Annotated in this window: 24 protein-coding genes; 11 read left to right on the top strand and 13 right to left on the bottom strand. The window is 67.3% G+C overall.

The annotated features are described in order from the left end of the window. Positions 1-91: 91 nt before the first annotated feature. Both ACZK33_RS03470 and ACZK33_RS03465 read right to left on the bottom strand, forming a co-directional pair. The gene (locus tag ACZK33_RS03470) at positions 92-841 is read right to left on the bottom strand and encodes a TerC family protein (RefSeq protein WP_004144462.1); all 750 of its coding nucleotides are present in this window, start codon (positions 839-841) and stop codon (positions 92-94) included. Between the two features lie 32 nt (positions 842-873). After that, positions 874-1,269, bottom strand: coding sequence for a diacylglycerol kinase (locus tag ACZK33_RS03465; protein ID WP_032129924.1), 396 nt, complete (start codon positions 1,267-1,269; stop codon positions 874-876). A gap of 213 nt (positions 1,270-1,482) precedes the next feature. On the opposite strand from ACZK33_RS03465, the gene ACZK33_RS03460 reads away from it, so the two are divergent. Further along, positions 1,483-2,184 carry an SGNH/GDSL hydrolase family protein gene (locus tag ACZK33_RS03460; RefSeq protein WP_423175514.1) on the top strand — a complete coding sequence of 234 codons (702 nt, stop codon included), beginning with the start codon at positions 1,483-1,485 and terminating at the stop codon, positions 2,182-2,184. Positions 2,185-2,300: 116 nt separating this feature from the next. Here the strand turns inward: ACZK33_RS03460 and ACZK33_RS03455 are convergent, their stop codons facing one another. From ACZK33_RS03455 to ACZK33_RS03445, 3 genes are all read right to left on the bottom strand, one after another. Beyond that, a complete protein-coding gene (locus ACZK33_RS03455) occupies positions 2,301-3,572 on the bottom strand; it encodes a sensor histidine kinase (RefSeq protein WP_423175512.1) in 1,272 nt (423 codons plus the stop codon). A 155-nt stretch (positions 3,573-3,727) separates the two neighbouring features. Further along, on the bottom strand, positions 3,728-4,441 hold the full coding sequence (locus ACZK33_RS03450) for a response regulator transcription factor (RefSeq protein ID WP_002811889.1): 714 nt from the start codon (positions 4,439-4,441) through the stop codon (positions 3,728-3,730). An 87-nt stretch (positions 4,442-4,528) separates the two neighbouring features. After that, a complete protein-coding gene (locus ACZK33_RS03445; protein ID WP_049422849.1) occupies positions 4,529-5,173 on the bottom strand; it encodes an arylesterase in 645 nt (214 codons plus the stop codon). 75 nt (positions 5,174-5,248) lie between these two features. Here ACZK33_RS03445 and ACZK33_RS03440 point away from each other — a divergent pair, with 75 nt between their 5' ends. From ACZK33_RS03440 to ACZK33_RS03430, 3 genes are all read left to right on the top strand, one after another. After that, the gene (locus ACZK33_RS03440; RefSeq protein ID WP_154262358.1) at positions 5,249-5,896 is read left to right on the top strand and encodes an ABC transporter ATP-binding protein; all 648 of its coding nucleotides are present in this window, start codon (positions 5,249-5,251) and stop codon (positions 5,894-5,896) included. Beyond that, positions 5,893-8,409 carry an ABC transporter permease gene (locus ACZK33_RS03435; RefSeq protein ID WP_423175509.1) on the top strand — a complete coding sequence of 839 codons (2,517 nt, stop codon included), beginning with the start codon at positions 5,893-5,895 and terminating at the stop codon, positions 8,407-8,409. Before ACZK33_RS03440 ends, ACZK33_RS03435 begins: the two co-directional genes overlap by 4 nt. Before the next feature lie 109 nt (positions 8,410-8,518). Further along, positions 8,519-9,004 carry a hypothetical protein gene (locus ACZK33_RS03430; protein WP_236494406.1) on the top strand — a complete coding sequence of 162 codons (486 nt, stop codon included), beginning with the start codon at positions 8,519-8,521 and terminating at the stop codon, positions 9,002-9,004. A gap of 520 nt (positions 9,005-9,524) precedes the next feature. On the opposite strand, the gene ACZK33_RS03425 is transcribed toward ACZK33_RS03430, so the two are convergent. The 5 genes from ACZK33_RS03425 to ACZK33_RS03405 all read right to left on the bottom strand — a co-directional run bounded on the left by ACZK33_RS03425 (position 9,525) and on the right by ACZK33_RS03405 (position 14,879). Further along, on the bottom strand, positions 9,525-10,451 hold the full coding sequence (locus tag ACZK33_RS03425) for a DUF6607 family protein (protein ID WP_164079795.1): 927 nt from the start codon (positions 10,449-10,451) through the stop codon (positions 9,525-9,527). 73 nt (positions 10,452-10,524) lie between these two features. After that, positions 10,525-11,124 (bottom strand): ChuX/HutX family heme-like substrate-binding protein, encoded by a 600-nt coding sequence (locus tag ACZK33_RS03420; protein WP_032129934.1) that lies wholly within the window; start codon positions 11,122-11,124, stop codon positions 10,525-10,527. 4 nt (positions 11,125-11,128) lie between these two features. After that, positions 11,129-13,372: a TonB-dependent hemoglobin/transferrin/lactoferrin family receptor gene (locus ACZK33_RS03415; RefSeq protein WP_423175507.1), complete on the bottom strand. Its 2,244-nt coding sequence runs from the start codon at positions 13,370-13,372 to the stop codon at positions 11,129-11,131. A 153-nt stretch (positions 13,373-13,525) separates the two neighbouring features. Further along, complete coding sequence (hemP, locus tag ACZK33_RS03410) at positions 13,526-13,720, bottom strand: hemin uptake protein HemP (protein WP_005412278.1); 195 nt, start codon at positions 13,718-13,720, stop codon at positions 13,526-13,528. Between the two features lie 187 nt (positions 13,721-13,907). Then, the gene (locus ACZK33_RS03405; protein ID WP_423175505.1) at positions 13,908-14,879 is read right to left on the bottom strand and encodes an aldo/keto reductase; all 972 of its coding nucleotides are present in this window, start codon (positions 14,877-14,879) and stop codon (positions 13,908-13,910) included. Between the two features lie 193 nt (positions 14,880-15,072). Here ACZK33_RS03405 and ACZK33_RS03400 point away from each other — a divergent pair, with 193 nt between their 5' ends. The 5 genes from ACZK33_RS03400 (at position 15,073) to ACZK33_RS03380 (ending at position 20,055) form a co-directional block, all read left to right on the top strand. After that, a complete protein-coding gene (locus tag ACZK33_RS03400) occupies positions 15,073-16,371 on the top strand; it encodes a NupC/NupG family nucleoside CNT transporter (protein WP_010481870.1) in 1,299 nt (432 codons plus the stop codon). 25 nt (positions 16,372-16,396) lie between these two features. After that, on the top strand, positions 16,397-17,362 hold the full coding sequence (locus tag ACZK33_RS03395; RefSeq protein WP_132809230.1) for a ribokinase: 966 nt from the start codon (positions 16,397-16,399) through the stop codon (positions 17,360-17,362). Positions 17,363-17,510: 148 nt separating this feature from the next. Then, positions 17,511-17,942 (top strand): hypothetical protein, encoded by a 432-nt coding sequence (locus tag ACZK33_RS03390; protein ID WP_049425064.1) that lies wholly within the window; start codon positions 17,511-17,513, stop codon positions 17,940-17,942. 147 nt (positions 17,943-18,089) lie between these two features. Next, complete coding sequence (dusB, locus tag ACZK33_RS03385; protein WP_423175503.1) at positions 18,090-19,085, top strand: tRNA dihydrouridine synthase DusB; 996 nt, start codon at positions 18,090-18,092, stop codon at positions 19,083-19,085. A gap of 142 nt (positions 19,086-19,227) precedes the next feature. Continuing rightward, on the top strand, positions 19,228-20,055 hold the full coding sequence (locus ACZK33_RS03380) for a class I SAM-dependent methyltransferase (RefSeq protein ID WP_032129690.1): 828 nt from the start codon (positions 19,228-19,230) through the stop codon (positions 20,053-20,055). A gap of 554 nt (positions 20,056-20,609) precedes the next feature. Here the strand turns inward: ACZK33_RS03380 and ACZK33_RS03375 are convergent. The 3 genes from ACZK33_RS03375 to olsF form a co-directional block, all read right to left on the bottom strand. Further along, positions 20,610-21,677 (bottom strand): metal-dependent hydrolase, encoded by a 1,068-nt coding sequence (locus ACZK33_RS03375; protein WP_423175502.1) that lies wholly within the window; start codon positions 21,675-21,677, stop codon positions 20,610-20,612. A 144-nt stretch (positions 21,678-21,821) separates the two neighbouring features. Next, positions 21,822-22,622, bottom strand: a complete 801-nt coding sequence (locus tag ACZK33_RS03370; protein ID WP_032129692.1) for a UDP-2,3-diacylglucosamine diphosphatase — start codon at positions 22,620-22,622, stop codon at positions 21,822-21,824. After that, positions 22,619-24,334, bottom strand: coding sequence for a bifunctional ornithine lipid synthase OlsF (gene olsF / locus ACZK33_RS03365; RefSeq protein ID WP_049399790.1), 1,716 nt, complete (start codon positions 24,332-24,334; stop codon positions 22,619-22,621). Before olsF ends, ACZK33_RS03370 begins: the two co-directional genes overlap by 4 nt. A gap of 335 nt (positions 24,335-24,669) precedes the next feature. Here olsF and metK point away from each other — a divergent pair, with 335 nt between their 5' ends. Further along, entirely contained in the window at positions 24,670-25,881 is a 1,212-nt protein-coding gene (gene metK, locus ACZK33_RS03360) for a methionine adenosyltransferase (RefSeq protein WP_010481882.1), read from the top strand. Between the two features lie 138 nt (positions 25,882-26,019). Beyond that, positions 26,020-26,526, top strand: coding sequence for an acyl-CoA thioesterase (locus tag ACZK33_RS03355; RefSeq protein ID WP_049399791.1), 507 nt, complete (start codon positions 26,020-26,022; stop codon positions 26,524-26,526). The last annotated feature ends 73 nt before the right edge of the window (positions 26,527-26,599 follow it).

Below are 26,599 nucleotides of genomic sequence, written 5' to 3'. Positions count from 1 at the left end.
GGGCATGGCCCGGCGAGCCCAATCGGTCCCATAACGCAGAACCCCCGGCGCTGGCCGGGGGTTCTGGAAGACACATTTGCCTGTGATCTGCTTACCAGTCGCCAGCACCCGGCACGTGGTGATCGCGTGCGCGGCGGCGCATCAGCAGGTTCAGCCATTCCACCAGCACCGAGAAGCCCATGGCGGCATAGATGTAGGGCTTGGGCACGTGCACGTCCAGGCCATCCAGGATCAGCACCGCACCGATCAGCAGGATGAAGGCCAGTGCCAGCATCTTCACGGTCGGGTTTGCGTCGATGAAGCGGCCCAGCGGGTTGGCGGCCAGCAACATCACCAGCACCGACAGCAGGATGGCGGCGACCATCACCGGGATGTGATCGGCGATGCCGACGGCGGTGATCACCGAGTCCAGCGAGAACACGATGTCGATGATGGCGATCTGCAGGATGACCATGCCGAATACACCCGAGGCCTTGCTGGTGGCTGGGTTCTCGTCTTCGCCACCGGTGATCAGTTCCTTGATCTCCATGTAGCCCTTGATGATCAGGAACAGGCCACCGACGATCAGCACCAGATCGCGGATGGAGATGCCCATACCAGCCACAGTGAACAGGTTGGCGGACATGTGCGCCAGATAGGCCAGCGACACCAGCAGGGCGATGCGGGTAATGCAGGCCACGGCGATGCCGAGCTTGCGCGCGAACGGGCGACGCTCTTCCGGCAGCTTGCTGACCGCGATGGAAATGAACACCAGGTTGTCGATGCCGAGCACGATTTCCAGTGCGCTCAGGGTGAACAGGGTCACCCAGGCATTGGGGTCGGCGAGGAACTCAAAGGACATGGAAACTCTTCAGGGCAGTGGGGGAATGGGGATCAGCCGTAATTGCCGGCCATTGCATGCGGGACCACGACCAGCGCCCAGCACAGAAGCACGTTCATCATCAGCACGAAGACCGCCGCCGAACCCATGTCCTTGGCGCGGCCGGCCAGCTCGTGGATCTCGCTGCCGTAACGTTCGATCACCGCCTCGATGGCCGAGTTGGCCAGTTCCATCGCCAGCACCAGCAGCATCGAGCCGATCAGCAGCGCACGCTCGACCGGGGTCTGGCCCAGCCAGACCGCGACCGGGGTCAGCAGGATCAGCAGGTAGACCTCCAGCCGGAACGAGGACTCATGCAGCCAGGCGGCGCGCAGGCCCTGCCAGGACCAGCGGGCGGCCTGGAAGATGCGGCGCGGGCCGCGGGGCAGATGGCCGAACTGATCAGCCACGGGTGGAACATCCAGCAACAGGGGCGCGGCGCAGCGACCGCTCAGACGCACGGCAGGGAATCATGGGTGCACAGGGATAGGCAGATGGCCGCCATTTTGCCACAAGGCCGCCAGCCGCATCCCGGCACCGGCCCGGTGAATGGACTGCCAGGGGCAAGCCCCGGCCCGCCCCAGCTTCTATGATGGCTTTCCCCTTCCCTGCTGGAGCGCCTGATGTCCCGTCGCCGTACCTGCCTGCTGATGCTGGGCCTGCTGACCGCCGCCCCCCTGGCCCAGGCGCTGAGCCCGGCCAAGCCGCCGCGCGTGCCCGAGCAGGTCTCCAACGTGGCCTGGGCCGGCGACATGGCCCACTTTGCCAGCGCCGACCAGGCCAGCCCGCCGCCACGGGGCGGCATCGAGTTCATCGGCAGCTCCTCGATCCGCATGTGGGAAGGCCTGGCAGCCGACTTCCCCGGCCAGCCGGTGTTCAACCGTGGTTTCGGCGGTTCGGAAGTGCGCGACAGCACCTGGTATGCCGACCGCATCGTGGTGCCGTATGCACCGTGCAAGGTGTTCTTCTACGCCGGTGACAACGACCTCAACAGCGGCCGCAGCGCCGTGCAGGTGCGCGACGATGTGGTTGCCTTCGTGCAGCGCGTGCATCGCGACCTGCCGAAGACGAAGGTGGAGTACCTGTCGATCAAGCCAAGCCCGTCGCGCGCGCACCTGCTGCCGGCGATCAACGAGGCCAACACGCTGATCAAGGCAGCCCTGGCCAAGCTGCCCAACACCGGTTTCACCGACGTCTACACGCCGATGCTCGGCGCCGACGGCCAGCCGGATGCGTCGCTGTTCCGCGAGGACATGCTGCACATGACCCCGGCCGGCTATGCGATCTGGACCAAGGCGCTGGCGCCGAAGGCAAAGTGCGATTGAAGAAGGCTGCGGACTCGCTCCGGTAGATGCCAACCTTGGTTGGCATGGGGCACCGGCGTGAATCCTGTTGAAAGCGCCGACCAAGGTCGGCATCTACCGAGGCAGCAGGTGCCGCGTCAGCGGAACACCACCGTGGCCTCGGTGCCCTGACCCGGCTCGCTGGCCAGGCTGACCTTCCAGCCGAAGCGATCGCACAGCCGGCGCACGATCGACAGGCCCAGGCCGGTGCCCTGCGGGCGGCTCGGCTCGGCGCGGTAGAACGGCTCGAAGGCCCGCGACAGTGCGTCGGCCGACATGCCGATACCGGTATCGCGCACCACCACCCGATCGTTGTGCACATGCACGTCGATGCGCCCCTCATCGGTGTAGCTGCACGCGTTGCGCACCAGATTGCTGACCACCACCTGCAGCACCCGCGGCGGCGCATGCAGCTGCACCGGGCCATCGCTGTGCAGATGCACCGACACCGGGCGCGTACCCAGCAGTTCGTTGGCGTTGTCCACTTCGTAGCGGACAATGTCATTGACGTCGAACAACTCGACCTGGGGCTCGACGTCGGCCTCGCGGGCCAGGATCAGGAAGGCATCGATCACCGCCTCCATGTCACGGCCGGCACGCTGGATGCGCTGCAGGCTGCGGCGCAGGCGCGGCTCCAGGCTGTCATCGCCCAGCGCCATGTCGCTGGCCACGCGGATGACGGTCAGCGGTGTGCGCAGTTCATGGCTGGCATCGCGGGTGAAATTGCGCTCGCGCGCCACGTGCGCGCTGACCCGGTTGGCCAGCGAATGCAGTGCGGCCGCCAGCTGGCGGGTTTCGCCCTGCATGTCCGCCGGCAGCTTGTTCGGCTCCAGGTCGGCCGCCTCCGGGTGGCCCGGGTCCCAGCGCGAGACGCGTCGCGCCAGCCAGTTCACCGGCGATACCAGGCGCTTGGAAGCACGATAGGTGACCCAACTGGCGCCATACACCGCCAGCAGGGTCAGCAGCACCGGCACGATGCCGAACCAGAACGCCAGCATTTCCGCGCGCGATCGCAGGAACACCAGGTACAGGCGGCCGGCCGGGCGCACATCGACCAGCACCAGCTGGTCGTCCTTGGGCAGTTCGTGGAAGCCGGGCTCCAGGCTGCGCAGATTGGCCGGCAACGACAGGGCCGACTGCCCGCTTTCCAGCAGGTAGCCACGGATGTTCTGGGTGTTGGGTGGCGGCTGCACCGGCGAGGCCTCGTGCAGCGTCCAGAAGTACGCCGCCTCCTCGCGCAGGGCGGCGCCGACCAGGCTGTGCTTGATCACCAGCGAAACCAGCCACGCACCGAGCAGGATGCCCAGGCTGGCCAGCACTGCCTGCAGGATGAAAGCGATACGGATCTTGCGCGGCAGGCCGTGCGGCATTGCGGGGTCCCGGTCAGAGCGCTGCGATTATAGGCAGCGCACCGCGCCGTTGGGATGCACGGGCGATGACCGGCGGCACTGCCGGACGGTCATCCCCTGCCCTTGTGCCTGGCCGCAGCCCGGCCCGGCCTGCGACTGCACCGGCGCGGGCCTGCTCAGGCCATCGGCTGGGCGATGTCGGCAATGCGGTAGCCGGCACTCTGCACGGTATGCAGCAGCGGACGGTCGAACGGCTTGTCGATGATCTTGCGCAGGTTGTACAGGTGGCTGCGCAGGGTGTCCGAATCCGGCAGGCCGTTGCCCCAGATCTCGCGTTCGATCTCCTGGCGGGTGACCACGCGCGGCGATTCGCGCATCAGGATGGTCAGCAGGCGCAGGCCGATCGGCGACAGCTGCAGCTCGGTACCGGCACGGGTGGCACGCATGCTGACCGGATCGAGCACCAGGTCGGCGACCTTCAGCACTTCCGAACCCACCTGGCGACGCTCGCGGCGGATCAGCGCGCGCAGGCGGGCTTCCAGCTCCTGGATCGCGAACGGCTTGGTCAGGTAGTCATCGGCGCCGAAACCGAGGCCGGTGAGCTTGTCGTCCAGCGTGTCGCGTGCCGTGAGCATCAGCACCGGGGTGGACTTGCGCGCATCGTTGCGCAGGCGACGGCACACTTCGATGCCATCCAGGCGCGGCAACATCAAGTCGAGCACCACGACGTCATAGCTGTTCTCCGCCGCAAGGCGGTAGCCATCCAGGCCGTCCTGTGCATAGTCGACTTCGAAGCCGCGACCTTCCAGGTATTCCCCGATCATCTCGGAGATGTTGCGGTTGTCTTCGACCACCAGCACCAAGCCGGAGGTCTCCTTCGTCTGACGCATGTGATTCCCTCTAACTTCAGCTTTGTGAAACATGCCGGATCGACGGTGGACGCGATGTGAAGTTCCGTCAAGAGGTAAACAAACGGTTCAGAGCAGCGGTCTGAGCAGCGGCCAGACGTTGTCCAGCACCTTCGGCTGCGCCTGTGCGGTCGGGTGCAGCCCGTCGGCCTGCATCATGCCCGGCTGCAGGGCCACGCCCTCCAGCAGGAAGGGCAGCAGCGGCACCTTGTACTGCGTGGCCAGCGCCTTGTAGGCCGCCGCCAGGCGCTGGCGATAGGCTGGCCCGTAATTGGGCGGCACGTCGATGCCCAGCAGCAGCACCTTGGCACCGGCCTTCTGGCTGGCCTGCACCATCTTTTCCAGGTTGCCCTGCACCTGCGCCGGGGTCAGCCCGCGCAGTGCGTCATTGCCGCCGAGGGCAATCACCACCACGGTCGGCTTTTCCTTCGCCAGCAGGCCCGGCAGGCGGGTCAGTGCGCCGGCGGTGGTCTCCCCGCTCATGCTGGCGTTGACGATGCGCGCCGGTGTTTTCGACTGCTGCCTGACCCGCTGCTGCAGCAGGCTCACCCACCCGGCGTCGGCAGGGATATTGTGGGCAGCACTGAGGCTGTCGCCGAGCACCAGCACGGTGCCAGCCGGACCTTTGGCACACGCCAGCCCAGGCAGCAGCAGGAACCCTAGCAGCAGCACCATCATCACGCCGGCTCGCCGGCTCCATCCCGTCTTGCGCATTGGAGTCTCCTCATCGACAGCCTGTCCCCCCGCAGCGCGTCCGTTGCCATCGCCGTCGACCAGGTCGGCAAATCCGTGCAGGGCCCGGAGGGTGAAGTCCACATACTGGACAACATCACCCTGACCGTCCATGAAGGGACCAGCGCGGCCATCGTCGGTGCCTCCGGTTCCGGCAAGACCACCCTGCTCGGCCTGCTGGCCGGGCTGGACCTGCCCAGCCGCGGCCGCATCGCGCTGGCCGGCCAGGACCTGGCGGCGCTGGACGAGGAGGCCCGCGCCCAGCTGCGCGCGCGTGAGGTCGGCTTCGTGTTCCAGAGCTTCCATCTGCTGCCGGCACTGACCGCCGCCGAGAATGTCGCGCTGCCGCTGGAACTGGCCGGGCGCGAAGACCGGGCGCGGGTCGATGAAGTGCTGGCCCAGGTCGGCCTGGCCCATCGCGCCCGCCACTATCCACGCCAGTTGTCGGGCGGCGAGCAGCAGCGCGTGGCACTGGCACGTGCCTTCGTCACCCGCCCGCGCATCCTGTTCGCCGACGAACCGACCGGCTCGCTGGACCACGCCACCGGCCAGCACATCAGCGACCTGCTGTTCGAACTCAACGCCGGCAGCGGCACCACCCTGGTGCTGGTCACTCACGACCTGCGCCTGGCCCAGCGTTGCCAGTACATCCACCGCATCGACGACGGCCGCCTGCTGCCGGTCGAGCGTGGGGCGCAGGCATGAACCTGCTGCGGCACGCGTGGCGCGCGCTGCGCCGCGAGGCGCTGGCCGGCGACCTGCTGACCGTGTTCGCCGCGCTGGTGCTGGGCGTGGCGGTGATGACCGCGGTCGGCACGCTGGTGAACCGGGTCAACCTGGCACTGACCGGCAGCGCAGCGGAAATGCTTGGCGGCGACCTCGGCATCGCCGGGCGCGATGACCCGCCGCAGGCGTTCGCCGACGAGGCGCAGCGGCGCGGACTGGCCTATACCCGTATCGCCAGCTTCGGCAGCGTGCTGTTCAACGCTGATGCCAGCCAGATGGCCAGCATCAAGGCGGTGCAGGCGGGCTATCCGCTGCGTGGCACGCTGCGGGTGCGGGCCACGCCCGGGGGCGCCCTGATCGACAACGCCGGCATGCCGGCCAAAGGCCAGGCCTATGCCGACCCACGCCTTCTCCAGGGGCTGGGACTGAAGGCCGGTGACGACCTTGAATTCGGCGCTGGCACGCTGCGCATCGCTGGCATCATCGAGGCCGAGCCGGACAGCGGCGGCGACCTGCTGACGCTCTCGCCGACCCTGCTGGTCAACCGCGCCGATGTGGAAGGCACCGGCCTGCTCGGCCCCGGCAGCCGCATCAACTACCGGCTGATGTTCGCCGGGCCGGCCGACCAGATTGCCGCGCTGCGCCAGTGGTTGCTGCCGCAGGTGAAGGGACTGCGCCTGCTGAGTGTGGACGACACCCAGCGTGGCGTGCGCCAGGCGTTCGACCTGGCCGGGCGCTTCCTCGGCCTCAGCGCGCTGCTGGCGGTATTGCTGGCCGGTGTTGCCACGGCGCTGGCGGCGAACCGCTTCGCCCTGCGCCGCATCGACCAGGTGGCGATCCTGCGCTGCCTGGGCGCGCGCCAGCGCGACATCCTGTCCGGTCTGGCACTGCAGCTGCTGATGCTGGCGGTGCCGGCCTGCGCACTCGGCATCGGCCTGGGCATGGCGGCGCAGGAGGGCCTGGTGCAGGTGCTGGGCAGTCTGGTGCCGCAGCGCCTGCCGCTGCCCGAGGCAATGCCTGCGCTGACCGGTGCCGGCATCGGGCTGTTGCTGCTGTTCGGCTTCGGCCTGCCGCCGCTGCTGCGCCTGCGCGGGGTGCCGCCGATGCGGGTGCTCAACCGTTCCTTTGCCGCCCTGCCGCCGGCCTCGCTGCTGGCCTACGTGGCTGCCCTGGCGGCCAGCCTGCTGCTGGCGGTGCAGGTCACCGGTGATCTCAAGCTGGCGCTGTGGGTGCTGGGCGGGTTGGCCGCGCTGGCGGTGGCGGCCGGCGTGGTCGGCTTCGTGCTGCTGCAGCTGCTGCGCGGCCTGCAGCACCGCCTGCATGGCCACTGGCGGCTGGGTCTGGCCGCGCTGACCCGGCGCCGGATGCTGGCGGTGATGCAGCTGGTGGGGCTGTCGCTGTCGCTGTGCGCGCTGTTGCTGCTGGCGGTGACCGGCCCCGGCCTGCTGCAGCAGTGGCGCGAGCGACTGCCCGCGGATACGCCGAACTACTTCCTGATCAACATCCAGCCCGAACAGCGCGACAGCGTGCTGGCCGCACTGCGTGGACTGGGTGCCAACGACGCCAGCATCGAACCGATGGCCACTGGCCGCCTGATCGCGATCAACGGCAAGCCGCCGCTGCGCGTGGACCGCTCGCCGGAACAGAACGGGCAGCCGGCACAGGGCGAAGGCCAGCGCGATGACGACGACGAGAACCGGCCGTTGAACTTCAGCTGGCGCAGCAGCTTCCCGCCGGCCAACACACTGGTCAACGGCACCTTCTGGAAGGCAGACAGCACCGCCGCCGAAGCCTCGGTGGAAATCGGCTGGGCCAAGCGCTACGGCGTGCATCCCGGCGACCGCATCACCATTGCGGTGGGCGAGCAGGAACGCGAGTTCACTGTCACCAGCGTGCGCAAGGCCGACTGGAACACTTTCCGTCCGAACTTCTTCGTGCTGCTGAACCCGAATGCGGTGGGCGATACGCCACACAACCTGCTGTCGGCATTCCATCTACCGGCCGGCAAGGCCGCCGGACTGGGCGAGCTGGTACGCGCGCAGCCGAACCTGTCGTTGCTGGACGTGGACGCGGTGATCTCGCAGGTGCGCGATGTGATGGAACGGGTGGCACAGGCGGTGCAGCTGGTGATGGTGTTCAGTCTGCTGGCCGGCGTGCTGGTGCTGCTGGCCGCGCTGCAGGCCACGGCGGGCGAACGACGCTACGACAGCGCGGTGCTGCGCACGCTGGGCGCGACCCGGCGCCAGCTGCGTGGCGCGGTACTGGTGGAATTCGGTGCGCTGGGCACGCTGGCGGCGTTGCTGGCGGTGGGCGCGGCCGCTGCGATCGGTGTGGCGGTCTCGCAGAAGGTGTTCGAGCTGCCGTTGCTGCCGCCGTGGCCGGGCCTGCTGATCGGCGGCCTGGTCGGCATCGGCTTGAGCCTGCTGGCAGGCTGGTGGGGCACGCGCGCGATCCTGCATACGCCACCGGCACTGGCCCTGCGCGAAGCCTGACGCGATCGTCACACGCTCGGGTGGGGCGCTATGCTGCGCGCCCCACGCGATCAGATCGTCCGGGAGCGCGGAAGGTTGCTCCCGCGCTCCCGATGTTCAAGGAATGAAGATGAAATACAGCCTCTGCCTGCGCATCCTTCTGGCCAGTTCCCCGCTGCTCACCGCGGTGCTGCCCGCAGGCGCCCGCGCGGCGGAGGGCTATGTTCCTGACGCGGTGCAGGCCTTCGTGCTGGAAACGGTGCTGGCCGATGAAGCGCAAGCCTTCCTCGAGGGCCACCCGACCTATCTGGTTCCGGCCAGCGTGTCACGCACGCGCAGCGATGCCGGCGTGGTGGCCGACCTGCGTGCTGAGTTCGACCGGTTCTACCGGGGCCAACCTAAGCCGAGAAAGGAAGTGGCGCACATGGCGATCCTCGTCGCACAGACCGCGCTGCTGCTGCCGGACCGTAGCGCCTGCAGCACGGATCGAGTGCGTTGCCACCAAGCTGTCATGGGCGTTCGCACCCGCGATGACGAGGCCAGCCTGCAGGCCACCTTGCGTGCGTTCCAGGACGCCGGGCTGGACCTGACCACCTTGAGTGGGCCGGCGTCCTGAGTGCATCGCATCCACGCATGGCGTGGATGCAGCGTGCGATCACCGATGGAGAGCGTGCCGAGCAAGCTCGGCACCTACCAGAAGCGGATATCCGGCACGGTAGATCCACGCCATGCGTGGATGCGGTGTGCGATCACCGATGGAGAGCGTGCCGAGCAAGCTCGGCACCTACAAGAAGTGGATATGCGGCACGGTAAATCCACGCCATGCGTGGATGCGGTGTGCGATCACCGACGAAGAGCGTGCCGAGCAAGCTCGGCACCTACCAGGAGCGGATATGCGGCACGGTAGATCCACGCCATGCGTGGATGCGGTGCGCAATCGCCAACGAAGAGCGTGCCGAGCAAGCTCGGCACCTACCAGGCGCGGATATCCGGCACGGCACATCCACACCACGCGTGGATGCGGTGTGCGATCACCGGCGAAGAGCGTGCCGAGCAAGCTCGGCACCTACCAGAAGCGGATACGCGGCGCGGCACCTGACCAGAGGATCCGCGCCATGAGTCGAGCAGGGCTCGACTTACTGGGCCTTTTCCACGTACTTGGCGAACACGTCGTCGATCTGCTTGTCCTTCACCTTCTTGCCGGCCTGGATCTCTTCGGCCTGGGTGAACATCGGGATGATCATCGCCATGCCGTCGATCTTGGTCTTCAGGTGCACGCCCGGGGCCTGGCCGAGGAAGCCGTCCCAGCGCTGGCGCACCTTGGCCCAGTAACCGGCAGTGGCCTTCCAGTAGTTTCGCGCCGGGGTGAAGTCGACCTCGGTGGTCTTCACGTAGTCGTTGAAGCCGAACTCGCGGGCGATCTCCACCTGGCTGCCATCGGCGTTGCGCTGCACCTTGGTGTTGAACTGCTCGTGGGTCCAGCCGTTCGGGGTCAGCGTGTGGCGGTTGATCACGGCCAGCGCGTTGTAGTCACTGCGCTTGGTGTACTCGCGGCGCGGCAGCGGACGCCAGCTCAGGTCGCTGGTCCAGCTCGGCACGTTGTTGGTGTAGGTCCACGTGCCGGTGCCGCAATAGCGCGGTGCGTCGCTCACTTCGTATACGCACTGGGTCCAGGCGCCCTGGTTCACCGCCGCCGAAATGCTGCGCACCTTCCAGGTCTGGTCGGCACTGAACTCGAAACGGTTCGGTGCTTCGTACACCCAGTCCTGACGCCAGTGCTTGGTGATGTGGCCGCTCTTCTCGTCCAGCAGCAGGTGCTGCAGCACGATGCGCTTCGGCGTGTCCTCGACCACGATGACCACTTCGCTGCCGCCGCTGCGCATCGCCGGTGCGCGCTCGTAACCCGGCTTCAGCAGCACGGTCTCGTCGAAGGCGAAGTCCACGGTGTACTCACCCTGCATGGCAAGGATGCTGTCGTGGTCACGGGCGATATCGGAGGGCTGCGCGCTAGCCACGCCGCTGGCGGCGAGCACAAGCAGGGCGCTGGCTGTCTGGAGCTTCATCGGGGTCTTCCTTCGGGGTTGCAGATGCGTTGAGAGGCCGTCCGTGGCCGACAGGCGTTCCATCAGGAGTGGGTCACAGGCGGATCAGCGGCAGGTCGCCGGGAATCCGCGGCGCCGGACGCCGCGCGGCATCGGCACAGCAGCAATCGTCGATTGCCAGCTCGCCTTCGGCACCTTCCAGCCGTGCAATGCGGCGCGCGGTGGCTGCGCCCAGCGAGGACAGGGTCGACAGACTGGCGGCCAGCGTGCGGCCATCGTCGGCGGCATGCAGGCGCAGCGCGCACAGGCGCCAGCGCTGGCCACCCAGATGACCGGCCAGGCGCCGCCACAGGCGTTCGCCGACGCTGCCATCGCTGTCGTGCTCGGGCCCCGGCGGCAGCGCAGCCACCAGCCGGTCCCAGGCCAGGAAGTCGCTGTCCGGCAGCAGGTACAGGCGCCACACGCAGCGGCCGCGGCCATCGAGGAAGCACAGGCTTTCGCGCAGGCCTTCGCTGTCCACGCCCTGGCAGGCATGCACGCGTACGGCCTGGCGCCAGCCGCCCAGCTCGTTGCCGTCGGCGTGGTACAGGCACAGCACGGTGCCGAGCGTGGCCAGCTGTGCCGGGGTCGGCCAGGCCGCGCTGTGCGGCGCGGCGATGGAGTCATTCCTGCGTGCGGACAGTGCTCGGCTCATGAGGTCACCAGGAAACGGCAAGGCTGGCGGAGAAGGTGCGGCCCGGGCTGCTGAAACGATCGCTCAGTGCGCGGTTGGTGATCAGGCTCGGGGTGATGGACGACCATTCGATGTAGCGCTTGTCGGCCAGGTTGAACACGCCGACATTGAAGGTGGCACCCGGTGCGAAGTTCCAGTGCGCCATCAGGTCCAGCACGCCATAGCCGGCCGGCTGGTAGACGAACGGCGCCGGTGCGTTCGGATTGGTCTGCGCCGCCGGCGGCGGCAGGCGCTTCTTGCGCTGCACGAAGGTACCGGCCAGTTCGACGCCCCAGGTATCGGTGTCGTACATCAGGCCCAGCGTGCCACGCAACGGATCGACCGAGGCCAGCGGTTCGTCATCGGTCCGGTTGTCACCACGCGACCAGGCCAGCGCACTGCGCAGCGCCCAGCCCTTCAGCGCCGGGCTGAGTTCACCGAACTCGATGCCGGCCTTCATTTCCGCGCCATAGATGCGCGCGTCGGCGATGTTCTGCGACTGGAACACGGTCAAACCCTGTGCGTTGCGGCCGGTATCGACGTTGGACTGGATGAAATCCTTGTAGTCGTTGTAGTAGCCGCTGACGCTGACGTACGCCGCCGGCGCGATGAAGCGCAGGCCCAGTTCGTAGCCGTCGCTGGTTTCGGGCTTCAGGTCCGGGTTGGCGATGGCGGTGTAGCCGAAGGCCACGTTGGTCAGGCCGATGTTGACGTCGTTGTACGGCGGCGAACGGAAGCCACGCGCATAGCCGGCGAACAGCGACCACTGGTCGGTGAAGCGCCAGACCATGCCCAGCTTCGGCGACACGCTGGTCTTCTTCAGCCGCGCCACGGCCGTGGTCGGGTTGTCTTCGGCGAAGATGCTGTCCACTTCCGGCTTCAGCTCGTAACGGTCCACGCGCACGCCCGGCACCAGCGACAGCTTGCCGTCGGCCAGGCGCATTTCATCCTGCGCGTACAGGCCCAACTCGGTGGTCTTGCTGATCGGAAAGTCACGCACCGGGAAGGTGTCGGGGGTAACGATGTTGCTGACCACACCGGCACGGTTGACCTGGTAGCCGTCGCGCTTCTGGCGGATCTCGGTGCGCGTGCCCTCGAAGCCGTAGGTCAACGCATGTTCGACCGCACCGGTGCTGAAGGCCTTGTTGAACTGCGCCTGCAGGCCAAAGGCATGCTGGTCGAAGGAGAACACGCGGTGACGGCGGCTGCCGTCGGTGCGGGTCTCGTCGGTCTGCTGCCGCGTTTCGCTGTTCTGCGCATACACCTGCCAATGCAGGCTGTCGGCGAACGGCTGGTCCAGCGCATCCATTTCGTGGGCAAAGGACACGCGGGTTCGCTTCTGCGTGTCGTGGGACTTCATGCCAGTAGCCGCAGCCATCGTGCCGGGGCGCGGTGCAACGCTGGCAATCGCCGACAACACATTGGTATCGGTGGTGTCTTCGTTGCCTTCCACGGTCAGGCGGAAGCGCTGGTCTTCGCTCGGTGCGTAGACCAGCTTGCTGAGCAGGCTGCGGCCATCACGATCCTGCGGATTGGACGCGGTGCGGGTGTCGTTGTCGCTGCGCACCGTGCCCTTGTTGTCCGTTTCCTGGCCCTGGTGGTGGTTGACGTTGACCAGGCCGCTCCAGTGGTCGCCACCAAAGGCGGCGGTGGCACCGCCGAGCAGGCCCTTCCACTCACCGTCGTAGCCGAACTTCAGGCCGAAGTAGCTGTTCTTGCCGTCCTTGAGGTAGTCGGCCGGGTCCTTGGTGACGAACGCCACCACGCCGCCCAGTGCATCGGAGCCGTACAGCGAGCTGGCCGGGCCGCGCACGATCTCCACGCGCTTGAGCGTATCGAGGTCGGTGAAGTTGCGGTTGGAACTGGCGAACGAACCGATGTCGAACCGGGTCGGCATGACGATGCCATCGGTCTGGATGCGCACACGGTTGCCGTCCAGGCCACGGATGCGGAAACCATCCAGGCCGAAGCGGGTCGCGCTGCGGGTGACCGACAGGCCCGGCTCGTAGCGCACCAGATCCTTGATGTCCTGCACCAGGTGCCGGTCCATCTGCTCGCGGTCGATGACGTCCACGGTGGCCGCCACGTCGCTCACCGCCCGCTCGGTGCGGGTCGCGGTGACCTGCACCCGGTCAAATTCGCGCGCGTCGGGCGCAGCGGCGGCAGCAGCGTGGGCGGACAGCGGCAACGCCATCCAGACAGCAAGACACAGGGCGGTATGGCGGGTCATCGGGTTCATTCGGTCAGGCAGGGGAACCCCCGGTTACCGGCACACCCGGAAGGTGCACGCGGTAGACCGAGGGGGAGAGAGCGGGAGCGGACGGGTCGCCCACCCTGTCGGCGCTGCCGGCAGGAGGGAGGGAGGCGGGCGACCAGGCCGCGATTACTTGGTCAGGATCAGCTTGTCGTTGCTGGTGTGCCGCAGGCGATAGAAGCGGTCGCCGTGCTGGATCAGGATTTCACGACGGCCCTTGAGCAGGGCTTCACTGTCGATGACCTCTTCCGGCGGAACGACGCGGACCGGTCGATCGCGGAGGGTCAGCGTTTCGGGGCGCAGCAGTACAGGTTGAGCATTCATGAGCATCTGGACTCGTGCGAGGGACGAGTTAAATGATAATGATTCTCAGTTGACAATCAACAACCATTCTCAATTTCATTGATGAGATTAATGATCGAATTCTGAAATTCGATAGATTTCATATATTGAAAGGTGGGGGCACACGGCTTTTGTAGAGTCGAGCGTGGCTCGACTCTCCAAAGGGTTGTCAGGCGAAGACGGCTTCGACCTGGGCCCAGCCGGCCGCGTCGACCTGCTCCAGCACGTCCAGTGCCTGCAGGTTCTGCAGCAGCTGGCTGACCCGGCTGGCGCCGAGGATCACGCTGGAAACGTTCGGGTTGCGCAGGCACCAGGCAATCGCCAGCGTGGCCGGGGCATGGCCGAGCGCGCGTGCCACCTCGCTGAAGCGCCGCACCTGGCCCAGGCGGGCACCGGCGTCGGCCCCCAGCACCAGATCCTGCAACCACTCCATGCCTTCCCGCCCCAGCCGCGCATCGGCCGGGATGCCCTGGTCGTACTTGCCAGTGAGCAGGCCCGAGGCGAGCGGCGAGAAGATGGTGGTGCCCAGGCCGGCACCCGCACACAGCGGCGCGTACTCGACCTCGACCCGCTCGCGGTGCAGCAGGTTGTACTGCGGCTGCTCCATCGACGGGCCCTGCAGGTTGCGCGCCTCGGCGATGTCCAGCGCCTGCTGGATCTGCGCCGCCGACCACTCCGAAGTGCCCCAGTAGAGGATCTTGCCCTGCCGTACCAGGGTATCCATGGCGTGCACGGTCTCGGCGATCGGCGCGTCCGGATCCGGGCGGTGGCAGTAATAAAGGTCCAGGTAGTCCACCCGCAGGCGCTTGAGCGCGGCATGGCAGGCGTCGGTCACGTGCTTGCGCGACAAGCCGCGCTGGGTCGGCCGCGGGTCCTTGGCACTGCCGAAGAACACCTTGCTGGACACGCAGAAACCGTCGCGCGGCAGGCGCAGGTCGGTGATCACGTCGCCCATGACCTGTTCGGCACGGCCGTTGGCATAACCCTCGGCGTTGTCGAAGAAGTTGACGCCATGATCCCAGGCGGCGGCCACCAGGTTGCGGGCCTCATCGCGCGGGACCTGGTCGCCGAAGGTCACCCAGGCGCCGAAGGACAAGGCGGAAATCGGCAGGCCGGTGGAGCCCAGGCGACGGTATTGCATGCGAATCTCCTGCTGCGGGCCCGCATCCGGGCCGGGATCGAACCCCATTCTACCCGCCGCCGCCAGCCGCAAGCCCTTGCCGTTGCTGGCCTGATCGGTACCGTTGGCCGCGCACACGCTGCTTTTTCTTGCCCCGGCCCCTGCCCTGCACTAGGCTTCCCGTTTTTCGCGACGCCCCAGGGGAGTCACTCACATGGTCGAAGGTTTGGGCAGGATCGGCTTCGGCCTGTTCGGGTTGGCGGTGCTGATCGGCATCACCTGGTTGTTTTCCAATAACAAGCGCGCGGTTGACTGGAAGCTGGTTGCCACCGGTATCACCCTGCAGATCGCCTTTGCGGCGCTGGTGATCCTGGTGCCGGGCGGGCGCGACGTGTTCGACGCGCTGGGCAAGGGCTTCGTCAAGATCCTCAGCTACGTCAACGAGGGCTCGGGCTTCATCTTCGGCTCGTTGATGGACACCAAGAACTACGGCTTCATCTTCGCCTTCCAGGTGTTGCCGACCATCATCTTCTTCTCTGCGCTGATGGGGGTGATGTACCACCTCAACATCATGCAGGGCATCGTGCGCGTGATGGCCTGGTCGATCACCAAGGTGATGCGCGTGTCCGGCGCTGAAACCACCAGCGTCTGCGCCAGCGTCTTCATCGGCCAGACCGAGGCGCCGCTGACCGTGCGCCCGTACATCGCCAGGATGACCCAGTCCGAGCTGCTGACCATGATGATCGGCGGCATGGCGCACATCGCCGGCGGCGTGCTGGCGGCCTACGTGGGCATGCTCGGCGGTGGCGATCCGGCGCAGCAGGCCTTCTACGCCAAGCACTTGCTGGCGGCCAGCATCATGGCCGCGCCGGCCACGCTGGTCGTGGCCAAGCTGCTGATTCCGGAAACCGGCACCCCGCTGACCCGCGGCACGGTGAAGATGGAAGTCGAGAAGACCTCCAGCAACATCATCGACGCGGCCGCCGCCGGCGCCGGTGACGGCCTGAAGCTGGCGCTGAACATCGGTGCGATGCTGCTAGCCTTCATCGCCCTGATCGCGCTGCTGAACGCCCCGCTGACCTGGATCGGCGATGTGACCGGCCTGGCCGCTGCCATCGGCAAGCCGACCAACCTGTCGACCATCTTCGGTTACGTGCTGGCCCCGATCGCCTGGGTGATCGGCACCCCGTGGGCCGATGCCACCACCGTCGGTTCGCTGATCGGCCAGAAGGTCGTGATCAACGAGTTCGTGGCCTACACCGAGCTGTCGCAGATCGTGAACGGCCAGATCGCGGGCGTGAGCCTGTCCGAGGAAGGTCGCCTGATCGCCACCTACGCGCTGTGCGGCTTCGCCAACTTCAGCTCGATCGCGATCCAGATCGGCGGCATCGGCGGCCTGGCCCCGGAACGTCGCCACGACCTGGCCAAGTTCGGCCTGCGCGCGGTGTTGGGCGGTACCATTGCCACCTTCATGACGGCGACCATCGCCGGCGTGCTGACGCACTTCAGTTGAACCCTTGGTTGAGAAAAGATTCCCTATGAGCAGCAGTGTCGTTGTCGTCGGTTCCTTCAATGTCGATCACGTGTGGCGGTGCGAGTCGCTGCCGGCACCGGGTGCGACCATTGCCGGCCGTTACAGCACCGGCCCCGGTGGCAAGGGCTTCAACCAGGCCGTGGCGGCCTGCCGCGCCGGTGCCGACACGCACTTCGTGTGCGCGCTGGGCGACGACGCTGGTGGCGCCACCGCCCGTGAGCTGGCCGCGCAGGACGGCTTCGGTCTGATCGCCGAAGCCAGCAGCGAACCGACCGGCACCGCCGGCATCTACGTCGATGCCCGTGGCCGCAACACCATCGTGATCGGACCGGGTGCCAACGCCGCGCTGAGCACCGACTTCCTGCAACAGCAGCAGGCCCTGCTGACCGGCGCCAAGGTGGTGCTGGTGCAGCTGGAATCGCCGGTGCAGACCATCGAAGCGGCACTGGCCACGGCCCGCGAGGCCGGCGTCACCACCGTGCTCAACACCGCACCGGCCGACGCCCCTTCGACCATCGGCCTGCTCAAGCTGGCCGATGTGATCACCCCGAACGAGACCGAGTTCGCCGCCCTGCTCGGCCGCCATGTCGGTGAGCGCGTGGATGCCAACGACGTCGCCGCGCTGGATGGTGCCAGCCTGCATGCGCTGTGCCGCAAGCTGGTCGGCAACGGCACCGTGGTGGTGACCCTGGGTTCGGTGGGTGTGTTCGTGTCGCATGCCGACGAGAACCTGCGCGGCGATACCCAGCCGTACTACCGCGTGGGTGCCGAACAGGTGCAGGCGATCGACACCACCGGTGCCGGTGACGCCTTCAACGGTGCGCTGGCCGCGTCGCTGGCGCAGGTGGCCGACGCCCCGTTCGCCCGCCACGTGCGCTTCGCCAACCAGTTCGCCGGTCGTTCGACCGAGAAGGAAGGCGCTGCTGCGGCAATGCCGCGCTTCACCCCGGCCGACGTGGAAGTGAAGTAGATCCACGCCATGCGTGGATGGGAAGGCCCGGGTGCGCTGGCATCCGGGCCTTTCTTTTGCCCATTGTCCAGCTCTGCGACCGCCTGCCGCATTGCCCTCACCCCGCCCCTCGCCGAACATCCGCGCAGCTTCTCTGCACGGGCAGGACATGGACGGATTCCCCTGGTTGCTGGTTGCCGCCGCCGGCAGTGCCATCGCAGCCTTGCTGCATATCGGCTGCATTGCCTTTGGGGCACCCTGGTACCGGTGGTTCGGCGCTGGCCAGCGCATGGTCCGGCTGGCACAGGCGGGGCATTGGTGGCCACCACTGATGACCGCCGGCATTACTGCCGTGCTGGTCGCCTGGACGCTGTATGCGCTGGCAGCCGCGGGCTGGCATTCGCCGCTGCCGGCCAGCCGTCCGGTGCTGTCGGGCATCGCCCTGCTGTTGCTGGTGCGCGCGGCGATGGGCTTCGGGCTGGCGCTGCTCCGGCCCGGCTACAACGGCCGGCACTTCTGGGTACTCAGTTCACTGGCCTGCCTCAGCCTGGGGCTGGCCTTCGCGTTGGGTACCCGCCAGGCCTGGCAGAGCCTGGGGTAGCCGCCCACCATCGCCCGCCCTTGGGGGCGGCGGAAGCAACCGTCAAGCATCTGTTGATGCCGGTACGGCATGAGCTGGGTGCGGATCGGCCTGAACCGGAACGCCCCCGACACGGCCGTACCGCCGCCCGCGCCCTACAATGGGCGCATGCAGATCGGCCCGTACACCATTGCCCCCAACGTCGTGCTGGCGCCCATGGCCGGCGTCACCGACAAGCCTTTCCGCCTGCTGTGCAAACGGCTGGGCGCGGGACTGGCCGCCTCGGAAATGACCATCAGCGACCCGCGCTTCTGGACCACGCGCAAGTCGATCCATCGCATGGACCATGAGGGCGAGCCGGCACCGATCAGCGTGCAGATCGCCGGCACCGAGCCGCAGCAGCTGGCCGAGGCCGCGCGCTACAACGTGGACCACGGCGCGCAGATCATCGACATCAACATGGGCTGCCCGGCCAAGAAGGTGTGCAACGCCTGGGCCGGTTCGGCACTGATGCGCGACGAACAGCTGGTGGCGCGCATCCTCGAAGCGGTGGTCAACGCGGTGGACGTGCCGGTCACCCTGAAGATCCGTACCGGTTGGGACTGCGACCACCGCAACGGCCCGGTGATCGCCCGCATCGCAGAGAACAGCGGCATCGCCGCACTGGCGGTGCACGGCCGCACCCGCGACCAGCACTACACCGGCCAGGCCGAGTACGCCACGATCGGCGAGATCAAGGCCGCACTCCGCATTCCGGTGATCGCCAACGGCGATATCGATTCGCCGCAGAAGGCCGCCTACGTCCTGAAGGAAACCGGCGTGGATGCAGTGATGATCGGCCGCTCGGCACAGGGCCGGCCATGGATCTTCCGCGAGGTGGCGCATTACCTGGCCACCGGCGAGGAACTGCCGCCGCCGTCACTGGCGGAAGTGCGCGACATCCTGCTTGGTCACCTGCATGCGCTGCATGCGTTCTATGGCGAGCCGCAGGGCGTGCGCATCGCGCGCAAGCACCTGGGCTGGTACGCCAAGGACCGGCCGGAGAATGCCGCCTTCCGCGCAGTGGTCAACCGCGCCGAAGACCCGCAGAGCCAGATCGCGCTGACCACCGAATACTTCGACCGCCTGATCGCCGGGGAACCGGCGTTGTCATCTGCTGCCTGAGCGCGCCAGCCCCTCGTAACCCGCCCGACTGCCTTGATCCGTAGAGTCGAGCTTGCTCGACTGGCTTTCTGAACAGTCGAGCACGCTCGACTCTACGCACCCCTTCCATTGATCACGCTCGACGCTACAAGAGCCCGCCCCCATGACCCCGCCGATTTCCTCCCCGACCTACCTGCACGGATTCTCCGGCACCGAGCAGCAGCGCCTGATGACCCAGGCACGGCTGCTGGAATCGAGCATCTTCGGCCAGATCGACTACAGCGGCGCGCGTCGCCTGCTGGAAGTCGGCAGCGGCGTCGGCGCGCAGACCGAAATCCTGCTGCGCCGCTTCCCCGATCTGCACGTGACCGGCGTGGACCTGAGCGAAACACAGCTGGCCACCGCGCGCGAGAACCTGGCGCGCACACCGTGGTGCAGCGACCGCTACACCCTGCAGCAGGCCGACGCCGGGGAGCTGCCGTTCGAAGCACGCAGCTTCGACGCGGCGTTCCTGTGCTGGGTGCTGGAGCACGTGCCGTCACCAGCACGCGTATTGAGCGAAGTGCGCCGCGTGCTGGCCCCGGGTTCGCCGGTCTACATCACCGAGGTGATGAATGCCTCGTTCCTGCTCGACCCGTATTCGCCGCATATCTGGCGCTACTGGATGGCCTTCAACGATTTCCAGTACGACCACGGGGGCGACCCGTTCGTCGGCGCCAAGCTGGGCAACCTGCTGCTGGCCGGCGGCTTCCGCGACGTGCACACCGAGATCAAGACCATCCACCTGGACAACCGCGAGCCGGCACGTCGCAAGACGATGATCGCATTCTGGGAACAGCTGCTGCTGTCGGCCGCCGACCAACTGTTGCAGGCCGGATCGGTGGACGAGGAAACCGTGGAAGGCATGCGTCGCGAGTTCCGCCTGGTGCAGAACGATCCGAACGCGGTGTTCTTCTATTCGTTCGTGCAGGGCCGCGCCACGGTGTATTGATTCGGCGGAGCCACGCCATGCGTGGCTGCCTTCCGATGCCCGCACCATCCACGCATGGCGTGGATCTACGGATGCGACACTGCACTGCCGATTGAGGCAGCAGAGCCACGTCATGCGTGGCTGCCTTCGCCGATGCCCGCGCCATCCACGCATGGCGTGTATCTACGGATGCGACACTGCATTGCCGATGGAGGCAGTAGAGCCACGCCATGCGTGGCTGCCTTCGCCGATGCACCCCGCCATCCACGCATGTCGTGGACCTACGGATGCGACACTGCATGCCGATGGAGGCAGCAGAGCCACGTCATGCGTGGCTGCCTTCGCCGATGCCCCCCGCCATCCGCGCATGGCGTGGATCTGCGGATGCGACACTGCACTGCCGATTGAGGCAGTAGAGCCACGCCATGCGTGGCTGCCTTCCGATGCCCGCACCATCCACGCATGGCGTGGATCTACGGATGCGACACTGCACTGCCGATTGAGGCAGCAGAGCCACGTCATGCGTGGCTGCCTTCCGATGCCCCCGCCATCCACGCATGGCGTGGATCTACGGATCAATGCACGGCGCTGTGGTCGGCCGCCCCCGGCTGTGCTGCCGGCTCCTGCCAGATCCGCTGCCACATCGCGGCCAACCGGCGTCCGACGTCGGCGCGTGCAGCCGGGCTGCTGTAATCCACCCGCACCTGCTCGGGCGTGATCGCCCGCCACTGCCCATCGGCCTGCTCGGCCACCGCGAAGTTGAACGTGTAATCCGGTTCCAGGCCCATGCGCAGGTCGCTCAGCACCAGCCGGCCGTCAACCACCTGTGCACGCATGAAGCCACGGTTGAACCACGTCAGCTGCTGCACCGCCGGAATGGCCTGCGCTTCGCGCAAGGCCTGCACGTTGGATGCGTGGCCTTCGAACCGCATCGGCCCGTGGTCGGCCACCAGCGAGCGGTCGCCCACCACGTAGCCGTTCGGCGTCATTGCCACCACGCGCCACAGCAGGGTGTTGAACGGCATCGGCACCGAGAAGCGCGGCGCATCGCCCAGGCCCATCGCCGCCAGGCTCTGCTGGGCAGCACGGTCGACCTGCGCCTTGGCGATCAGGCCCCAACCCAGGTAGGCACTGCTGACCAGCAACGCCACACCCAGCACCTTGCCAGCCCAGCGGCGGGCGCGACCAAACCAGGCCAGCACGCAGCCCAGCAGCAGCCATACCGTGTAGCCGAGATCGATGATGAAGACACTGGAACCCATGGTCGGGTGTGGGCGCAGCGGCCACCACAGCTGGGTGCCGTAGACGGTGAACGCATCCAGCATGGGATGGGTGACCAGCGCCAGCTGGATCGCCCAGAACCAGCGCACAGGTGACTGGGCGACACGGCCATTGCCGAAGCGCTTGAACAACCACCAGATCAGTGCCGCCACCCAAGGCAGCACCAGCAGCGAGTGGCTGAAGCTGCGGTGCTCGATCATGTTCGCCACCGGGTCGGCGGCAGTGAAGCCGAGCCACAGGGCGTCGAGGTCCGGCAGGGTGCCGAGCGCGGCACCGGCCAGCAGGGCCGCACGGCGATGTCCGGGCGGGGCGATGGCAGCAGCGACGGCGCCGCCGAGCACGATCTGGGTCAGGGAATCCATGGGCCGATGCTAGCGGCTTGCGGGCGTGCCGTCTTGATGGCACAGCCGCTCGCGCTCTTTTGTAGAGTCGAGCCATGCTCGACTGCTGTACGCGGGGCAGTCTGAGAAGAGCAGTCGAGCATGGCTCGACTCTACAAGAGTGGGTCAAGCCGCTTGCTTGATGCGCGCGCCCGGCAGTTCCACCAGGGTCTGGCCATTGTGGTCGAGCAGGCGCAGCGCGCCATCATGGTCTTCGGCCAGCGCGGTCAGGCTCTCCACCCAGTCGCCGTCGTTGGCATAGACCAGGCCATCGCGCTCGATCAGCGCGGCGCGGTGGATGTGGCCACAGACGATGCCATCCAGTCCGCGCCGCCGCACGTCGTCCAGCCCGGCCTGCACGAAGCGTTCGATATAGCGTTCGGCCGCACCGCTGCGCTTCTTCAGGAACTCCGACAGCGACCAGTAGCGCATCCCCAGCAGCCGCCGCACCGCATTCAACGCCTGGTTGCCGGTCAGGATGCGGTAGTACAGCCAGTCACCGAACTTTTCCTGCAGGCCACCGAAGTGGGTCACGCCGTCGTACTCGTCCCCATGCGCAACGAGCAGGCGACGGCCATCGGCGGTCACATGGATGGCGCGACGGCGCACCTGCATCGCTGGGAGCATCAGCCCGCACACGTGGCGCAGTGATGCGTCATGGTTGCCGGGAATGTAGACGATCTCGGTCCCGGCACGGCGCAGCGCGTGCAGGGCCTGGATGACTTCGCTGTGCGACTGGCGCCAGTTGGCGCGGCGATGCGCCATCCACCACAGGTCGATGATGTCGCCCACCAGGTACAACCGTTCGCAGCGCAGCTGCGAGAGGAACCGCGCCAGCTCGGTGGCATGGCAATGACGTGACCCCAGGTGCACGTCGGAGACGAACACTGCGCGCCGGTGCGGCGACAGGTTCGCCAGCGCGCTCATGCCGGCGTCCCCGCGTCGCGCAGGTAGCGTTTGCGCTTGTTCGGCCTGATCGCGCATAGGTCCACTTCAATCAGGCCGTCGATCGAATCACTGAAGTCCGGGTCGACACCGAAGGCAAGGAAACGGGCGCCACCGGGTTCGCACAGATCGGTGTACTGGCGATACAGCGTCGGCACGCCGGTGCCGAGTGCGGCCAGGTTGGCCTTGAGCACATCGAACGCGGCACCTGCATCCAGCTCGCCGAAACTTGGCGGCGCGGCGAAGTACTGGAACGGGCGGTTCGATTCGGCCAGGCCGGCGGTACCGCTGTAGTAGCGCTGGTAGTACGCCACCAGCTGCTCGCGTGCATCGCGTGGCAGCGCTGCGCTGATCGACACGGCGCCGAACAGGTAGCGGATGCCGGGCCGGCACTGCAGGTAGGCACCGATGCCCTGCCACAGGTAGTCCAGGCTGCGGCTGCCCCAGTAATCAGGCACCACGAAGCTGCGGCCGAGTTCCAGGCCTTCGGCGATGTGGGTGATGGCGTCGTCGGAATAGCGGAACAGCGACGCGCTGTAGAGCCCGGACAGGCCGTGCCGGGCCAGCGCGTGAGCACCACGCATGATCCGGTAGGCGCCGGCGATGCGCTGCGCGGCCGCGTCCCAGATCACGATGTGTTCGTACCGCGGATCGTAATCGTCCAGATCGCGGCTGCGCCCGGTGCCCTCGCCTACCTGGCGGAAGGTCAGCTCGCGCAGGCGCCCCAGCTCCAGCAGCAGCGGCGAATCGGCGGTACAGGTCGCCAGCAGGATCTGCTTGCCGTCGACGGTCTGGCCCAGCTGGGTCGCCGCGGCGATGCCTGCGGCCACCTGTGAAGGCGGCACCGGGGACGCCAGCGGCTCGGGGCCTGCTACAGCAGCTGCATCGCCCGCCGCCCCATTACGGCCCAGCGCATACAGCGCGCGGCGCACCGCCAGCAGCTGTGCGCCCGGGTCGCCGCCCTTGCCCAGCTGCATCGGCTCACCGATGCGCAGCCGCAGCGGACGGCCACGACGGGTGAACATCTCACGCGCCAGCAACGCGGTGCCCGCCGGCTTGAACAGGGTCGAGGCGCCGTAGAACAGCGCCGAGTTGCGCGCCTCCACACGCACCGGCAGCACCGGCGCGCCAGCGGCACGGGCAAAGCGGACGAATCCGCGCTGCCAGCGGCCATCACGGATGCCGCGCAGCGACAGCCGCGAGACCTCGCCGGCCGGGAACACGATCACGCACTGCTCGGCGGCCAGCGCCTCTTCGACGGCATGCAGGCTGCCACGCTGGGCCTTGCCACCGAGGATGCGTACCGGCAGCAGCAGGTCCTGCAGTGGCGCAATTGCCCCCAACAGGTCGTTGGCCACGATCCGCACGTCACGGCGGATGCGGCCGACCGCGTCCAGCAGGGCGAGGGCATCCAGTGCCCCGGAGGGATGGTTGGCGACGATCAGCAGGCGGCCGGTGGCCGGGATCCTGGCCAGCGCGGCCGGGTCCACCTGGTACTGGCCGTCGATGAACTCCAGGCCGGCGGCGACGAAGCCGAAGCCACGCAGGCCTGAGCTGCGCTGCAGGAAGGCTTCGATCTGGTCCAGCCGCGACCAGCGACCGACGCTGCGCAGCAGTGGTCGCGCCAGTTGGCCCCGGCGGCCATGGAACCAATCGGGGAAGCGTTGCTGGAGACGCTGTTCAAGTTCCTGCATGGCGGATCCACTCATGCCCGGCGGCCGGATTGGCCGACAGCCTGCGCCCGGCAGGCGGCAGCCAGATGGCGGTTTTTGGGCAGAACGATGACGGCCGCACAGCCGCTGCCGGGCGTTGTGGCCCGCGCAGTCGGGGCCGGTAGCCGCCCGGTGCGTTGTCACGCTGGTGGAACACTGGACCTCGAGGCTGAGCCCCAATCCCGGCCGGACGGCCCCTGCCGGGGCTACGCGGGCTTAACCACCGGCAACCGGTACAGGTTCACAATGCACAGGCGGCGCACCCCGTGTATCATTCGCGCCCATCTTTCCATCCGAATCAAGGGATATTACGCCTGATGTCCAGCTATCTCTTCACCTCCGAGTCGGTCTCCGAAGGCCATCCGGACAAGGTTGCCGACCAGATCTCCGATGCGGTGCTGGACGCGATCCTGACCCAGGACCAGCGCGCCCGCGTGGCCTGCGAGACCATGGTCAAGACCGGTGTTGCCATTGTGGCCGGTGAGATCACCACCAGCGCCTGGATCGACCTGGAAGCGCTGACCCGCAAGGTCATCACGGACATCGGCTATGACAGCTCCGACGTCGGCTTCGACGGCGCCACCTGCGGCGTGCTGAACCTGATCGGCAAGCAGTCGCCGCACATCGCCCAGGGCGTGGACCGCAAGAAGCCGGAAGAAATGGGCGCTGGCGACCAGGGCCTGATGTTCGGCTATGCCACCAACGAGACCGACAGCTACATGCCGGCCGCGATCCACCTGTCGCACCGCCTGGTCGAGCAGCAGGCCAAGATCCGCAAGAAGAAGAACTCGCCGCTGTCGTGGCTGCGCCCGGACGCCAAGAGCCAGGTCACCCTGCGCTATGAAAACGGCGTGGTCTCGGCCATCGACGCCGTGGTCCTGTCGACCCAGCACGCCCCGGGCATCAAGCAGAAGGACCTCATCGAGGCTGTCCGCGAAGAGATCATCAAGCCGGTGCTGCCGGCCAAGTGGCTGCACAAGGGCACCAAGTTCCACATCAACCCGACCGGCAAGTTCGAGATCGGCGGCCCGGTGGGCGACTGCGGCCTGACCGGCCGCAAGATCATCGTCGACACCTACGGCGGCTGGGCCCGTCACGGTGGTGGCGCGTTCTCCGGCAAGGACCCGTCCAAGGTCGATCGTTCGGCGGCCTACGCGGCCCGCTACGTGGCCAAGAACGTGGTTGCCGCCGGCCTGGCCGACCGTTGCGAAGTGCAGGTCTCCTACGCCATCGGCGTGGCTGAGCCGACCTCGATCTCGGTCACCACCTTCGGCACCGGCAAGATCAGCGACGACAAGATCGAGAAGCTGATCCGCAAGCACTTCGACCTGCGCCCGTACGGCATCATCAAGATGCTGGACCTGGTGCACCCGATGTACCAGCAGACTGCGGCCTATGGCCACTTCGGCCGCAAGCCGAAGGAGTTCAGCTACCTCAACGGCGAAGGCGAGACCGTCAACGCCACGGCCTTCTCCTGGGAGAAGACCGACCGCGCCGCCGCCCTGCGCGCCGATGCGAAGCTGAAGTAAGAAACACGAAGGGCCGCTCACGCGGCCCTTCTGCTTCTGGTAGAGCCGGCCGCTGGCCGGCTTTTTCATGGCCTCCGGAAACAATCGCGTGGTTGCCCGCCAGCGGCCGGCACAACCGGTTGCCGATACAATCGCCCCATGTCGACCGAACTGAAAACCCACCAGCTGTCCATGACCGTGCTGATGTCGCCGGAGATGGCCAATTTCTCCGGCAAGGTCCACGGTGGCGCCATCCTGCGCCTGCTCGACCAGGTCGCCTACGCCTGCGCCAGCCGTTACGCCGGCAGCTACGTGGTCACCCTGTCGGTGGACCAGGTGATGTTCCGCCAGCCCATCGCGGTGGGCGAGCTGGTCACCTTCCTGGCCTCGGTGAATTACACCGGCACCTCGTCGATGGAGATCGGCATCAAGGTGGTGGCCGAGGACATCCTCAAGCGCAGCGTGCGCCATGCCAACAGCTGCTTCTTCACCATGGTGGCCGTGGATGAGGAAGGCCGGCCAACGCCGGTGCCGTCATTGCAGCCGGTCACGTCGGACGAGAAGCGCCGCCAGGCGGCCGCACTGATCCGCCGCCAGCTGCGCCAGGAAATGGAGCAGCGCCATCTGGAACTGCTGGCGTCGAACCCGCCGTCGCCGGAAGAATGAGCGTGAACCCGGTAGTGCCGGCCGCTGGCCGGCAACCTCGCGCGTGCTGCCAGACATCATGAGGTTGCCGGCC

The sequence above is a fragment of the Stenotrophomonas sp. 86156_Sma genome (assembly GCF_056481625.1).
This window is presented reverse-complemented; position numbering and strand designations above follow the sequence as displayed.